Raw genomic sequence first — 13,081 nt, 5'->3', positions numbered from 1 at the left:
TCAAAGCTCCTTTCCTATTATAAATATTTTACCGCCGCAATGATCAGCAGCACCCAAGCCGCAAGGAAAGAGACTCCGCCAAGCGGGGTGATGGCACCCAACACGCTGATTTTTGTTAATGTTAAAACATATAAGCTTCCTGAGAAAAGGATAATGCCGATCAGCATCAGCCAGCCTGACCAGGATAATAAAGATGTCGCCGGCAATTTGCCAAGCAGGACGCCAATAATCAAAAGGCCTGTTGCGTGGAACATCTGGTAGGTTACACCTGTTTTCCATATCTCCAAATACTTCGGCTCCACTTTCCCCTCAAGCCCATGCGCTCCGAATGCACCTAATGCAACTGCTAAAAAAGCATTAATGGCTCCAATTATAATAAATAGCTTCATAATCCCCTGCACCTCTTATCGTTTTATTAAAAATCGAATAATGAATCGCCGTTTGCCTCATCTTCCATCTGCATTTTCTTTGGCTGCAGACCCGCTGGCTGAGCCGCAGGCGGTGCATTGTATGTATGGCTAATAGAAGCAACAGCAGACACACTTCCTGTATCCGACTCTTCCAAAACCAGCTCGCATAATGACTTGATCGCCTGCACTCTTTCTCTTATTCTGGCGTCTGAAGAGCTGCTTTTTGCTTCCAGCAATTCCTTTTCCATCTTCCCTAAAAGCTTCTGAACAGAGATATTCATTCTCTACACCTCTTTCTGTAAAAAAAGCACAAGCGCCTTGCCACCCTCTACCCTCAAGTGTCAGGCTGCTTCTGCTAGACAATTCCTGAAGTCCAAAAAAAGTATACATTCTTTTTAAAAAATCGCCAATGTTACCGGCCATATAAAGTTTATCAGTTTTCCTTTTCAAAACGCAAACAAGGATGGCCAGATGCCCGGAAAACTTCGAGAGAGGGCATCCGCCTGGTTTTAAAGAAAAGCGGACGCGCCTTTCGCCCACCCCCAACCCTGGAGGGGGTAGGCGCTGAGCTAGACAGGGTAAACTGAAAAGCCCTGCAGCCTTTTGGATAGTACCGGTCCCAGTAACACAGAATTATTTGCATTTAAAACAAGCCATTTTCTGTGAACTCATTTTCCTTTCCCTTCTCGAACATGCATATTTCGAGCACTTCTCTTATTCTCTTACACGAAACGGTATGTTTCACGTGAAACATGACGAAAAGAATCAGAGATCATGAATCTGCCAGTCAATGGGCTCCTCCCCAAGCTCTTGTAATATCTCATTCGTTCTTGAAAATGGCCTGCTGCCAAAGAACCCTTTTCTCGCCGAAAATGGACTTGGATGCGGCGATTTTACTATATAGTGTTTAGAAGCATCAATCAGCACTTCTTTTTCCTGAGCCGGTTTGCCCCATAAAATAAAAACCACGGGCTTTTCCCTCTCATTCAGTTTTTGTATAACCGTGTCGGTGAAAGTTTCCCATCCTTTCCCCTTATGCGAGTGCGCCTGCCCTTTGCGGACGGTCAGAACGGTATTTAAGAGCAGCACTCCTTCTCGGGCCCATTTTAATAGATAGCCATTGTTTGGCACCTCGAAGCCCAGGTCATCCTGCATTTCCTTGAATATATTTTTCAGCGAAGGAGGCAGCTTTACATCAGGCTGTACCGAAAAGCTCAATCCATGTGCCTGCCCCGGCCCATGATAAGGATCCTGCCCCAATATAACTGCCTTTGCGTCTTTATAAGCTGTATATTGGAGCGCATTGAAAATATCCTCCTGCCTCGGATAAATAGTTTGCTCCTCATATTCTTTTTTTAAAAATTCACGAAGATGGAGATAATAAGGTTTCTCGAATTCCTCTGCCAAAATCTCCTGCCAGTCATTGCTTAAGATACGCTTCATCTGCCAACTCTCCCTCCTCTTATTTGAAAAGTCCTATTCTTAATACCCATTGGTTATCATGGCATAATCTTTCATTCTTGCATACATGTTTAAAATTTTTTAGAACGGATATGTAATAAATATAACGGCAGGACATGCTGCCATTTAAATAAATCTGCAAATCTTTTAAGGAGGATGTTATATATGTATAAAATTGAAGTTGTTGAAAATGGCGTACAGGCTACAGATACGATTGGAATGCTGCAAAGCCAGGGATTTAATAAGGAAAACATCTATATTTTCGCACATGACAAGGATCGCTCAGAGCACCTTTCTGACGCGACGGATACAGGCGAAGTCGGCATGAAGGAGCAGGGCCTACTCGATTCTGTCGGCAACGTGTTCAAAAAACGCGGAGATGAGCTTCGTACAAAATTTGAATCTGTTGGTTTAACGACGGTAGAAGCAGAACAATATGAAAAAGTATTGGATGAAGGCAAGTTAGTTATTGTAGGTACAGACGAAGTAAAATAATTAGAAAAGCGGAGGCGTTTTTCCTTCTGGAAGGAAACGACTTATGACCCTGAGTCCCTAGGAGCCGAAACTAGACAAGCTTGTGACCTCGAGGGGGTAGGCGCTGGAGCAGCTAGACAGTATAAAAAAGCGATGAAAAATTTTTCATCGCTTTTTTTATGCCCTTAAAACATCCAAACCCATAGCCCAATCAGAAGAGCCGGGTATAGCACATACCACCAGACTCTGGTTATATTGACTTTTGACAGGATGAAAAAAACCAGTTCAGGCAGCACAATCAAACCAGCCTGAACCCAGATGAAAGTGCTAAAATGCTCCGGTGCTGTAATGCCTTCCCCTGTCGCCCAGTCCCCGCTATTGAATAAAAAATAGAAAAAGTTCAGGAATGGGAGAATGATAGCGAAAAGAATCCGGCTTATATGTACGATTAGATCTGCAGGACGCTTGGTTTTATACATAGGGGTAACCGGAATGATAAAGCTGTAAAGGATCAGGACCATCCCTATAAAATTGACCAGCAGCTGGTCAAACAAATAGCCGAAAAAATACATGAATGTAATCATTATTAACCTCTTCTGTCTTTTTGTCTTTATTTTACAAAAAAGGAAGGGGCTTATATATAATGAAAAAGCACTAGTTTATCGGACTCTTACTGACCGTAAAGGCCAAAACGCCACGTCCTGTGGGCCCCAACCAACAGAACCCCACTGATTGAAGTTCACTTTAACCCATAATCCGCTGATAAATGGACTTCGCCTGCGCTAAATCCTTTGTGCCATGAATAAGGGCGCGTCCGTCTTTAAAGAGGACAAGGCGCTTCTCCTCCATTTCGATGGAAAGCAGATACGGATTGCCTTTCACCTGGTAGCCAAGTGCTTTCAGCTGCCGTGCGATTTCAGCGAATTCGATTTCCTGCTCCTTTGGCGGGCGGATCTGAACAGTGTCCCTTCCGCAGAGAACAGTGGATTTCATCATATTTTCCGGCCGCAGATAAGGATATGTTCTTTCTGTTCCGCAAGATAAGCAGCCTTCATCCTTCGCTTTTGACACCTTCATGCTGGTGTACTGGTTTCGCCATAAATCAAAACTGACCATAGCGGTACGCACGGCTTCCCAGTCCTCAGCCAGAATTTTCAGCGCTTCAGCTGCCTGATGGGCGACGACCATTTGCACAGCTGGGGCAATGATTCCTCCGGTGTCACAGGTCATCCCCTGGATCGGAATCTTTTTCAGCAGGCAATTCATGCATGGCGTTTTCCCGGGAATGATTGTCATGCTCATGCCAAAGCTGCCGACACAGGCTCCATAAATCCATGGAATATTAAATTTTTGAGAGATATCATTAATGGTCATCCTGGTTTCAAAGTTATCGGTCGAATCCAGGATCAGATCCACCCCTTCAGCAAGCTCTTCCAGCTTTTCCGGAGTAGCATCGCCAATAATCGAGCGGATTTCGACCTCGCTATTAATTTGTTTTAGCCGTTTTTCTGCTGCAGCCGCTTTTGGCATTTTATCTAAGGCGTCGCTTTCTGCAAAAAGCTGCTGGCGCTGCAGGTTGCTTTCCTCGACATAATCCCGGTCAATGATCGTCAGTTTGGCGGCACCTGAACGCGCCATCAATTCCGCATTTCCCGAGCCAAGAGCGCCGGCACCGACTATCAGCACATGCTTGGAGCGGATTTTTTCCTGCCCCACTTTTCCAATAGGCGGAAACAAAGCCTGGCGAGAATACCTTTCAGACAATGCGCCCCCTCCTCTCTTGAAGCTGCCATTACCCTCCGCTGACTGGAGGGATAAAGGCGATTGTATCTCCGTCCTGAATGACTTCATCATCAGAAGCAAACTCTTCATTCACGGCTGCAATGACTGAATCAAGCTTCAGCCCGTAATTTTCCTCAAGCATCTGTTTCAGTTCAGAGATTGTTTTGCCGCTGACATCCTTTGTCAAAGACTCTTCTCCAACACGGTCCCGCAAATGGGCAAAAAACATAATTTTATTCATGTAAATCCTTCTCCTCCGGTTTTCCTTTTGGGTATGCCACTGTTTCCAGCTGATTGCCGATCCATTCTTCGCCATCTTCCCAATGTTCCTTTTTCCAAATCGGCACAATTTCTTTAATTCTTTCAATCGCATAGCGGTTTGCTTCATAAGCATCCGCACGGTGTGGAGTGGAAACGGCAATGACGACCGCTACATCGGTGATATCCAGCTTGCCTGTCCGGTGGGTAATTGCCACTTCTGCCCCGTTCCAGCGCTCTTTTATCTCGGTTCCGATCTGCTCCAGTTTTTTCACAGCCATTGATTCATATGCTTCATATATTAAGTAAAGTGTTTTTTTTCCATGTGTCAGCTCGCGGACGGTTCCGATAAAGGTCGTAATCGCTCCCGCTTCCCGCTGCACCACTTTATCGATCACACTTTGGATATCGATCGGATCTTTAGAAATCTCAAAATTCATGGAATCACCTCTTTTTATTTGATTTTGACATAGACAGAGCCGGAATGGAAATGAATGCATTCTTATTTTGAGGCATCTTCGGCCAGTTTCAGTGCCTGCCGGTATTCATCAGGACGGTTCATGTTAAAAAAGTGCGCATCCCTATATAAAAACCCCATATTCTTAAGCTCTTCATCTTTTATGATTCTGCTATCTATTTCCTGCAGAAATTGGCGGATCCGCAGCTTATTTTCTCTCAATGCCAGCTCTGCTGCATCTTTTGCATCCTTTCGGTAAGCGGCAAAAAGCGGGTGAAGCTGCCCTCCGATTTCAAGTACGGATGCCTGATGCTGATCCAGCTGTTCAAGAAGAAGCCTGGCAAGCTCCCCGGATATGAATGGCATATCACAGGCCACAATCAGATTTTTTTGGGTCCTGGATTCAGACAGGCCGGCCTGGATTCCAGCCAGTGGCCCTTTTTCTTTCCAGCGGTCGCTCACAAGGGGAAGGCCGAGAAACTGATAATCTTCCTGTTTATTGGCTACGATGATGACATTGGGCAATATAGAAGACAGCTGATCGGCGATTCGTTCAATTACCGTTTTGCCGCCTATTTTCAGCAGGGCTTTATTCTCCCCCATCCGGCTTGAATGCCCTCCTGCCAAAATGATGCCTGTACTGCTCATTTTCCTCACCGTCTTTCAATGTATCTTATCGTTATCCTTTTATTTTACCATCTATTCCGGCCTGTTTCTTATACGAAGGCCGCTGGAGTTGGCAATATTGTGACGTTCAGCAGGATTTTTTTCTGAAGTTAATTTATGTGCGGATAGACGAAGTTTATGAGCGGATAAATTTTTTTACGTGCGGATAAGCGTGATTTATGTGTGCATAGCCTTTTTTATGTGCGTTCAAGTGATGTGCATCGTATTTTTGCCTAAAGGAGCGGTTAACTTAATGCTATCTGCAGTCCGTTATAGTTTTTACCTTTTTCAATTATTGTTATAATTAGAAAAAGATATCCAGCAGTACTTCAAGGAGGAACTATGCATATGACGATGAAAAAAGTAATGACCATTGCCGGTTCAGATACGAGCGGCGGCGCGGGAATCCAGGCAGACCTTAAGACATTCCAGGAGCTTGGCGTTTACGGGATGACTGCGCTGACTACCATTGTGACGATGGATCCTAAAAATAACTGGAGCCACAACGTGTTCCCGATTTCTACAGACATTCTGGAAACACAGATCGAAACGATCATATCTACAGGTATTGATGCGATGAAAACTGGCATGCTAGGTTCTGAAGAAGTGATTAAAATTGCGGCCAAGACCATTAAAGAAAACAGCCTGGACCATGTTATCATCGACCCGGTCATGGTCTGCAAAGGTGAAGATGAGCCGATTCATCCTGAATTGAACGAAGCATTAAGAGATTTGCTTGTGCCGCTTGCAACAGTGGTAACACCAAATTTATTTGAAGCATGGCAGCTGGCTAAAACAGGTCCAATCAAAACTGTGGAGGACATGAAAGAAGCGGCTGTCAAAATTCATGAACTTGGTGCGAAGTATGTATTAATCAAGGGCGGCAGCAAGCTGCAGCACGAAAAAGCCGTTGACCTTCTATATGATGGACAAGAGTTCACTCTTTATGAAAGCGAACGCGTTGAAACGACTTACACTCATGGCGCAGGCTGCACCTACTCTTCTGCAATCACAGCAGAAATCGCGAAAGGCAAACCTGTCAAAGAAGCGGTTCAAACAGCGAAGGATTTCATCACTGCCGCCATCAACCATGGCTTTAAGCTAAATGAGTATGTTGGCCCTACGATGCCTGGTGCTTACCGCAAATATAGCGCAGGCAGTCTTGATTCAGAATAAGCATGGTGAAACAGAGTCCGAGGGGGCTCTGTTTTTTGCAATTGGCAATTCACCCGATAAAACGGGGATTTAGCGGATATATTGATTTTTTCGCGGATAAAATTAAATTTCCGCGGTTATATTTGTTTTTTCGCGGATAATATAACAATTTCGCGGTTATATCTTTTTAGCACCCTTTCTGAGATTACTTTTTCGCTTTTCATTTCTTTTTTTAGTAAGATAAACATATAAATACCGTCTCAAACGAATATATGAAGATAAAACGGAAGGGGGACTATAGAGTGGAACCAGCAGTGAAAGAACACGTGCAAAAAGAGATTGACCGCCTTGCCAATAAAGAGGTCTTTATTCATCTGGAAACAACAAATGGAGCGTATGCTTCCCATTTTGATGAAAGCTTCTTTTCTTCAGGCGCCTATATCCGCAATGCCAAATTGGTTTATGAGCATGGAAAAATCACCGGAAAAGGCCCTTACCGGGTTGGATTGAAAATGAATTTTGGCTGGGTGTATGCTGAAGGAATTACCCACTTTGAAGTCGATAAAGAAGACAGGCTCCTTTTAGCCGGCCACGATTTCAGCGGCAAGCTTGCAGTCGCCCTGCAAATTAGTGAAAATCCTTTTGAATAAATAGGGGCTCAGAGGATATCAAATGGAAAGGAGCACGACCATGATGGAAAAGGAAAGACATGTACTCGTCATCTTCCCTCATCCGGACGATGAAGCATTTGGCGTTTCAGGAACGATTTCCTTACATATCGATAACGGCACACCTGTCACCTACGCATGCCTGACGCTTGGAGAAATGGGGCGCAATATGGGTAATCCCCCTTTTGCCACCAGGGAAACTCTGCCGAAAATCCGCAAAGAAGAGCTGGAGGAAGCAGCCAGGGTTCTGGGCATCCAGGACTTAAGAATGCTGGGGTACCGGGATAAAACCGTGGAGTTTGAGGATGAAGAAAAGCTCGCGAACAGACTAGGAGTCATCATCGGTGAGACAAACCCTTCCCTCATCATCACGTTCTATCCGGGATACGCTGTGCACCCGGATCATGACGCAACAGGCGCCGCTGTGATCCGTGCGGTAAAAGAGCTGCCTGCTGACAAGCGTCCGAAGGTTCACTGTGTCGCATTCTCCAATAACTGTGAGGAAGAAATCGGCCAGGCGGATATTGTCAATGACGTCAGTGCGGTTGCAGACCGGAAAGTTGCAGCGATCAAGGCACATGCCTCACAGACACAGCTGATGGCAGCGAATATGGAAGAAAGCATTAAAAAGCAAGAGCCTGAAGTATTGGCCAGAATGTATAAAGAACGTTTTTGGACCTATAAATTCTAAAGATAGAGCACGCCGCCTCTGGTTTCAGAGCGGCTTTTTAGTATTTGTTTTTTTCTGAATATTAACTACTTTCTGCCCATGAGCTTTCCCTATTATGATGTTAGAATTTCCTTAAGTATCTGCAAGCGATTTCATTTGCTTCTTGGTGCAATCGCTTGCACTACACCCTTACACACTTTAGCTAACCAATTATAGGGAGGGAATTTTATGGACAAATATAGGAAAGCTGGCTTCTTGATCATGCTCCTAAGCCTGATTCTCAGTTTATTCACAGGAATTCACCCGCATTCATCCTCTGCCAGCACAGGCGAAAGTCCAGTAATAGACGGGAGTCAAGTTACTTTCTCCTATCAGGGAGAAGCTCAGCAGATCCGGGTCGCCGGCAGTTTTACCGGCTGGCAAGATGGAGCATTGGCAATGACGAAAGGCGAAAACAATATATGGTCAAAGACTATTCATTTATCACCTGGAGTCTATGAATATAAATTTATTCTGGATGACGGCAATTGGATTGCCGATCCGGCAAATAGCAAGACTGGTAACGGAAACAGCTTACTGGCTATTAGCGGATTAACGACTGAAATGCCTGCTGATGCTGTAAAAGATACCCTGATTCCTCTTTCAGCCAAATTAGTACATAGCAACGGCACTATCGAAGATGTGCAGCCAGCCTGGAGATTAAAAACTGAAGCAAATGGCGTTGAGGTGAAAAATAATCAGCTGGCAATCTCCAATTCTGCTGAAGCAGGAAGCGTAACTGTCATTGGCGAATTCAATGGCTATACACTGGAGCATAGCTTCAGCATTATCGGTCAGATGAATAGCTATACAATAAACTACTGGCGCGATGACGGTGAGCAATTCAATTGGGATTTATGGGCATGGGAGGACGGAAAAAATGGCAAGGCTTACCCATTTACAAACCGGACAGAAGGATTTGCCCAAGCTGAGATTTCTGTTCCTTCGAGTAAAATCCATGTCATTCCCCGTCCCGGAAACTGGGATACTCAGGATGTTTCCAGAACCATTACCATGCCTGATGGCCAAAATGAGGCAGAAGTATGGCTCGCTGAGGGGTACCAAACCGTTTATTACTCAAAAGAGGAATTTGACGATCGGAATGCTGGAGATAACCGTCGTTTTATTGAGTTTACGTATGTAAGAGACAATCACGATTATGAAGGCTGGAACATTTGGACCTGGCAGACTGGCTTAAAGGATGGGCAGGCAGATTTTACCGAAGTCAATGACAAGGGGGCTGTTGCATTGATTGAAATTGGCCAGCAGAGTGAGCAAATGGGATTTGTGCTTCGTAAAGGAACAGGCTGGGATCAAAAGGATCCTTATGGTGCCGACCGCTATATTAAAACAGGGAATGACAAGTACACCAAGGTTATTGTCAAAAGCGGCCAGAGTGAATTCTATCAGGTCCCTTCTATTACGGGTCCTCTTCTAAACAATGGCAGTCTTACTCTTTATTTTAGAGATCCGGCGCTGTTCAAACAGGGAAAAATGGATTCGATTGAAAAGGTTCAGGCAAAGTTGAATGGACAGATTTATGATATGCAGTATTCCCTTAAGGAAGAACGTTTCTTTGTGACGATTGATCACTTAAAAGAAGGCACATACGAGTACTCTTTCCTTGTTACTAGAGATGGAGAGACTTCTGAAATGAAAGATCCTTTTAATGAAAAGTCATCCATCACCTATAAAAACCCAGCAGCAGAGATCAGAACTGACGTGAGTCCAAATAAAGTTTCATACAATGAAAATGCCGTTTTGTCTATTGAAACAATACTTTCAGATCCTGAGGTATCTATTAAAGAAGCTTACGCAGACCTATCTGCTATCGGCGGAAGCAGCAAAGTCAGTATTGACCCGGCATTAAATGCACACACCATTTCCATTGATCAATCTGTAACGGCAGGCATTAAGAAGCTGCCGATCACAGTGATTGATGAATATGGGAATTTTCATGCGGGAGAAGCTTCCGTTGAAGTCAAAACCCGCACCTTCAGCGGCAAAAAGGATGATTTTGATTGGGATGAAGCACGCATTTACTTTATGCTGACAGACCGCTTCAACAATGGAGATTCTACCAACGATGATCCAAACCATTCAAATTATGATACGTCCCATCTGGAAACCTATCATGGCGGGGATTTCCAGGGTATGATTGAAAGACTGGATTATCTCGAGGACCTTGGCATTAACACGATTTGGATTACACCGATCGTCGACAACATCAATTGGGACCTGCGCCATGATAAAGATGGAAACCAATATGGCTATCATGGCTACTGGGCAAAGGATTTTACAAAATTGGATGAGCATCTTGGGGACATTAAGACATTCCAGGAACTTTTGGAAAAAGCGCATGACCGCGGCATAAAAGTGATGGTGGATGTGGTACTGAACCATACCGGATATGGATTAAAGGAAAACGATCCCTCCATTGGGCTTGGAATTCCCAACTTCCCTTCTGATGCTGACCGCGAGCGCTTTGCCGGCATGCTGCGGGATGGAGGAAATGATACCATCCGCGGCGAGCTGGCCGGATTGCCTGATTTTAAAACTGAGGAAGAAGAGGTCCGCAGACAAATTATTGACTGGCAGACAGACTGGCTTGAAAAAGCAAGAACAGACCGCGGGGATACGATTGACTACTTCCGTGTGGATACCGTTAAGCACGTGGAGCATACAACCTGGAAAGCATTTAAAAATGCCCTGACTGAAATCAGGCCTGACTTTAAAATCATCGGAGAATATTACGGCGGCCACATCGATGAACATGGAGGCTTTCTGAACAGCGGCGAAATGGATTCCATCCTCGATTTTGATTTTAAACATACCGCTGCTGATTTCATTAACGGCAAAATCGACGCAGCTGAAGCAAAATTGCAGGCTCGAAATGATAAGCTCTCAAATACGGCAGCTCTTGGCCAATTTTTAAGCAGCCATGATGAAGACGGCTTCCTGATCACAAGTGCGGGCAATGATTGGGGCAAAATGAAAATCGCCTCTGCCCTCCAAATAACAGCAAAGGGACAGCCAGTTATCTATTATGGGGAAGAAATCGGCCTTTCCGGCAAACATGCAGGAGATATGGATAAAGGAGAATTTAATGAAAACCGCTATGACTTTGACTGGTCCCTAATCGGAAATGACATGCACAAGCACTACCAGAAGCTCCTTAACATCCGGAAAGATTACTCGGCAGTGTTTTCAAAAGGTACACGCGAAAAGCTCGCAGGCAGAGACGCTAATGGGTATTTAGTCTTTAACCGCTCCTATAACGGCATAAATGCTGTTGTAGGCATAAACACTATGACGGATAAAAAGAAAGTAACAGTAAAAGTCCCATTTGCCGCCGGCAGCAAGGTCATTGACCAATATTCCGGAAAGAAATATTCAGTGGACAAAAATCAGCAGATTAAAGTCAAACTGCCCGGCAGAAATGAGGGCGGTACGGTCATTCTAGTTTTGGATGAAAAAAGGGATTAATAAAGTCAGGGAGCCTCTCTAATGGAGAGGCTCCCTGTTTTACTGTTTAGCTCAAGGTACGACGAAAACCGTTAAAGGTGTGGGGGATAGTCAAGGCGCCTTGCGCTTTGCTTATTTCTCCATCATTTCCTTCAAATACTGAAGCTGGCTTCCATCTTCCCGCTTCACAATATTCACGATGAAACGCTTCGTTAATTTGGCGACAAGGCCGCTGGTTTTAACGTTTGCTTCCATCTCCACCTGCGTTCCTTCTTCTATTTCATGAAAATCATATTTATATTCTGTTATCAGTCCATTTGCATTGCTGCGGGTGGTATAGGTTCTGTCTTGTTCAAAATCAATAATTTCAATATCTGCACTGATTTTTTTCCCTCTGACCATACGGGTTTCGATGAACCTTGTTCCTTTTCCGATCTCGCCCTCGGTCTGTTTTTCCACGTTCACAACAAACGGCATGAGTTCAGGGACATTTTCCATTTTAATCATATAATCGAATACTTCATGTACAGGTTTATTGATAATCTCACTGGAACGAAAATCAGCCATGCTTTGCACCTCAGAGTCATAGAGTCTATGACTCTATTATATAACAAAAAAGCCGGGCTGACTAAGAAAAGCGGAAGTGCGAACACGCACTGAGAACGCCACATCCTTCCAAAAGCTAGCGCTTTTAGTCGTGCGATGATAAAGCTGCCGGAGCATTCCTTGTGGAGCAAGACAGTTCATATATGCTCTCACCTTAAAAAGCAACTCGCCCTTACAGCCTCTGATGGTAAAGGGAGCAGAATTTGCACCAGTCCACAATGACGATTTTTCTGCCTGTAATTTCGATGATTCCTTCTTTTTTCAGTCTGGAAAAAACACGGCTGACACTTTCCCGGGATGTTCCGACAAGGGTGGAGAATTCCTGGACGGTTATGGGAAGCTCAAGATGCATCCGATTACAGTGGTTGGCGCCGAATTTTTCCGCGAGCCTTTCCAATGTCCGGACTGTTTTCGAGTACACATCAAGCAGGGCGATGTCCCTCAGAATAGAGGTCATATCACGCAGCGATTCACTCATATAGCGGATAATCTGAACAGCCATTTCCGGTGAATACAGAAGCTCCTGTTCCAGATCATCCGTGTTCAGAAAGTAGATTTCACCATCCTGCACCATTGTACCCGTCGCAGGATAGGTTTGGCCCGTCTGGTTAAAAAGGTTGGCTTCTGCAAAAATCTCGCCTTTTTTCTTAATGCAGACAATCAGTTCGTTGCCATGTTCATCCTGTTTCGTCAGCTTCACAATGCCGGAATGAACAAAGTAAACTCCTTTGGCGACATCATATTCAGACATAATTCTTTCGCCCTTCAAATAAGATTTCTTAATAATTCGTTTATCGATCAGCTGTATGGATTCACTGGGGAGCTCTTTAAAAATTTCAATCTTGCCTAAAAATTCATCGATCAACGGTCTATGATCCTGCTTTTCATTTTCCATTCCCATCCCCCGCTTTTACATTTCTATTAGAAATATTTTAGCTAAGATGGGTTTAGGAAGAAGTGACTTAACTCA

At 44.4% G+C, this 13,081-nt stretch carries 15 protein-coding genes; 5 read left to right on the top strand and 10 right to left on the bottom strand.

Annotated elements, in window-relative coordinates; translation table 11 throughout:
• Positions 1 to 17 precede the first annotated feature (17 nt).
• From NR125_RS12275 to NR125_RS12265, 3 genes are all read right to left on the bottom strand, one after another.
• Positions 18 to 389: a DUF423 domain-containing protein gene (locus tag NR125_RS12275; protein ID WP_009332334.1), complete on the bottom strand. Its 372-nt coding sequence runs from the start codon at positions 387 to 389 to the stop codon at positions 18 to 20.
• A 26-nt stretch (positions 390 to 415) separates the two neighbouring features.
• Positions 416 to 691 (bottom strand): YwdI family protein, encoded by a 276-nt coding sequence (locus NR125_RS12270; RefSeq protein ID WP_009332335.1) that lies wholly within the window; start codon positions 689 to 691, stop codon positions 416 to 418.
• A gap of 484 nt (positions 692 to 1,175) precedes the next feature.
• Positions 1,176 to 1,853, bottom strand: a complete 678-nt coding sequence (locus NR125_RS12265; RefSeq protein WP_009332336.1) for a uracil-DNA glycosylase — start codon at positions 1,851 to 1,853, stop codon at positions 1,176 to 1,178.
• 183 nt (positions 1,854 to 2,036) lie between these two features.
• Between NR125_RS12265 and NR125_RS12260 the strand changes: the two genes are divergently transcribed.
• Positions 2,037 to 2,366 (top strand): YflT domain-containing protein, encoded by a 330-nt coding sequence (locus NR125_RS12260; RefSeq protein WP_009332337.1) that lies wholly within the window; start codon positions 2,037 to 2,039, stop codon positions 2,364 to 2,366.
• Between the two features lie 164 nt (positions 2,367 to 2,530).
• Here the strand turns inward: NR125_RS12260 and NR125_RS12255 are convergent, their stop codons facing one another.
• The 5 genes from NR125_RS12255 to mobA all read right to left on the bottom strand — a co-directional run bounded on the left by NR125_RS12255 (position 2,531) and on the right by mobA (position 5,490).
• Positions 2,531 to 2,929: a hypothetical protein gene (locus NR125_RS12255; protein ID WP_019380563.1), complete on the bottom strand. Its 399-nt coding sequence runs from the start codon at positions 2,927 to 2,929 to the stop codon at positions 2,531 to 2,533.
• Between the two features lie 160 nt (positions 2,930 to 3,089).
• Complete coding sequence (locus tag NR125_RS12250) at positions 3,090 to 4,109, bottom strand: thiazole biosynthesis adenylyltransferase ThiF (protein WP_256815437.1); 1,020 nt, start codon at positions 4,107 to 4,109, stop codon at positions 3,090 to 3,092.
• A gap of 28 nt (positions 4,110 to 4,137) precedes the next feature.
• Complete coding sequence (gene moaD / locus NR125_RS12245; RefSeq protein WP_256815436.1) at positions 4,138 to 4,368, bottom strand: molybdopterin converting factor subunit 1; 231 nt, start codon at positions 4,366 to 4,368, stop codon at positions 4,138 to 4,140.
• Positions 4,361 to 4,825, bottom strand: coding sequence for a molybdenum cofactor biosynthesis protein MoaE (locus NR125_RS12240; RefSeq protein WP_019380561.1), 465 nt, complete (start codon positions 4,823 to 4,825; stop codon positions 4,361 to 4,363). The genes moaD and NR125_RS12240 overlap by 8 nt, the downstream gene beginning before the upstream one ends.
• A gap of 62 nt (positions 4,826 to 4,887) precedes the next feature.
• Positions 4,888 to 5,490, bottom strand: a complete 603-nt coding sequence (mobA, locus tag NR125_RS12235) for a molybdenum cofactor guanylyltransferase (protein ID WP_019380560.1) — start codon at positions 5,488 to 5,490, stop codon at positions 4,888 to 4,890.
• A gap of 366 nt (positions 5,491 to 5,856) precedes the next feature.
• Between mobA and pdxK the strand changes: the two genes are divergently transcribed.
• The 4 genes from pdxK (at position 5,857) to NR125_RS12215 (ending at position 11,526) form a co-directional block, all read left to right on the top strand.
• Positions 5,857 to 6,684 carry a pyridoxine/pyridoxal/pyridoxamine kinase gene (gene pdxK, locus NR125_RS12230; RefSeq protein ID WP_251156332.1) on the top strand — a complete coding sequence of 276 codons (828 nt, stop codon included), beginning with the start codon at positions 5,857 to 5,859 and terminating at the stop codon, positions 6,682 to 6,684.
• Positions 6,685 to 6,965: 281 nt separating this feature from the next.
• Positions 6,966 to 7,313, top strand: coding sequence for a YojF family protein (locus tag NR125_RS12225; RefSeq protein ID WP_019380557.1), 348 nt, complete (start codon positions 6,966 to 6,968; stop codon positions 7,311 to 7,313).
• A gap of 43 nt (positions 7,314 to 7,356) precedes the next feature.
• A complete protein-coding gene (gene bshB2, locus NR125_RS12220) occupies positions 7,357 to 8,022 on the top strand; it encodes a bacillithiol biosynthesis deacetylase BshB2 (RefSeq protein WP_026041611.1) in 666 nt (221 codons plus the stop codon).
• Positions 8,023 to 8,229: 207 nt separating this feature from the next.
• Positions 8,230 to 11,526: an alpha-amylase family glycosyl hydrolase gene (locus tag NR125_RS12215; protein WP_256815435.1), complete on the top strand. Its 3,297-nt coding sequence runs from the start codon at positions 8,230 to 8,232 to the stop codon at positions 11,524 to 11,526.
• A 111-nt stretch (positions 11,527 to 11,637) separates the two neighbouring features.
• Here the strand turns inward: NR125_RS12215 and NR125_RS12210 are convergent, their stop codons facing one another.
• Together NR125_RS12210 and NR125_RS12205 are read right to left on the bottom strand one after the other, a co-directional pair.
• Positions 11,638 to 12,072 carry an SRPBCC family protein gene (locus NR125_RS12210; protein ID WP_019380554.1) on the bottom strand — a complete coding sequence of 145 codons (435 nt, stop codon included), beginning with the start codon at positions 12,070 to 12,072 and terminating at the stop codon, positions 11,638 to 11,640.
• A 211-nt stretch (positions 12,073 to 12,283) separates the two neighbouring features.
• Positions 12,284 to 13,006, bottom strand: coding sequence for a Crp/Fnr family transcriptional regulator (locus NR125_RS12205; protein WP_009332348.1), 723 nt, complete (start codon positions 13,004 to 13,006; stop codon positions 12,284 to 12,286).
• Positions 13,007 to 13,081 lie beyond the last annotated feature (75 nt).

It is taken from the genome of Cytobacillus sp. Bac17, assembly GCF_024519925.1.
GTDB lineage: Bacteria > Bacillota > Bacilli > Bacillales > Cytobacillaceae > Cytobacillus > Cytobacillus pseudoceanisediminis.
The sequence above is the reverse complement of the archived record's forward strand: the minus strand, read 5'-3'. Positions and strand labels throughout refer to the sequence as shown.

Coding starts and splice junctions, on each gene's coding strand:
- NR125_RS12275 (WP_009332334.1), bottom strand. CDS start 389: ATGAAGCTATTTATTATAATTGGAGCCATTAATGCTTTTTTAGCAGTT.
- NR125_RS12270 (WP_009332335.1), bottom strand. CDS start 691: ATGAATATCTCTGTTCAGAAGCTTTTAGGGAAGATGGAAAAGGAATTG.
- NR125_RS12265 (WP_009332336.1), bottom strand. CDS start 1,853: ATGAAGCGTATCTTAAGCAATGACTGGCAGGAGATTTTGGCAGAGGAA.
- NR125_RS12260 (WP_009332337.1), top strand. CDS start 2,037: ATGTATAAAATTGAAGTTGTTGAAAATGGCGTACAGGCTACAGATACG.
- NR125_RS12255 (WP_019380563.1), bottom strand. CDS start 2,929: ATGATTACATTCATGTATTTTTTCGGCTATTTGTTTGACCAGCTGCTG.
- moaD (WP_256815436.1), bottom strand. CDS start 4,368: ATGAATAAAATTATGTTTTTTGCCCATTTGCGGGACCGTGTTGGAGAA.
- NR125_RS12240 (WP_019380561.1), bottom strand. CDS start 4,825: ATGAATTTTGAGATTTCTAAAGATCCGATCGATATCCAAAGTGTGATC.
- mobA (WP_019380560.1), bottom strand. CDS start 5,490: ATGAGCAGTACAGGCATCATTTTGGCAGGAGGGCATTCAAGCCGGATG.
- pdxK (WP_251156332.1), top strand. CDS start 5,857: ATGACGATGAAAAAAGTAATGACCATTGCCGGTTCAGATACGAGCGGC.
- bshB2 (WP_026041611.1), top strand. CDS start 7,357: ATGGAAAAGGAAAGACATGTACTCGTCATCTTCCCTCATCCGGACGAT.
- NR125_RS12215 (WP_256815435.1), top strand. CDS start 8,230: ATGGACAAATATAGGAAAGCTGGCTTCTTGATCATGCTCCTAAGCCTG.
- NR125_RS12210 (WP_019380554.1), bottom strand. CDS start 12,072: ATGGCTGATTTTCGTTCCAGTGAGATTATCAATAAACCTGTACATGAA.
- NR125_RS12205 (WP_009332348.1), bottom strand. CDS start 13,006: ATGGAAAATGAAAAGCAGGATCATAGACCGTTGATCGATGAATTTTTA.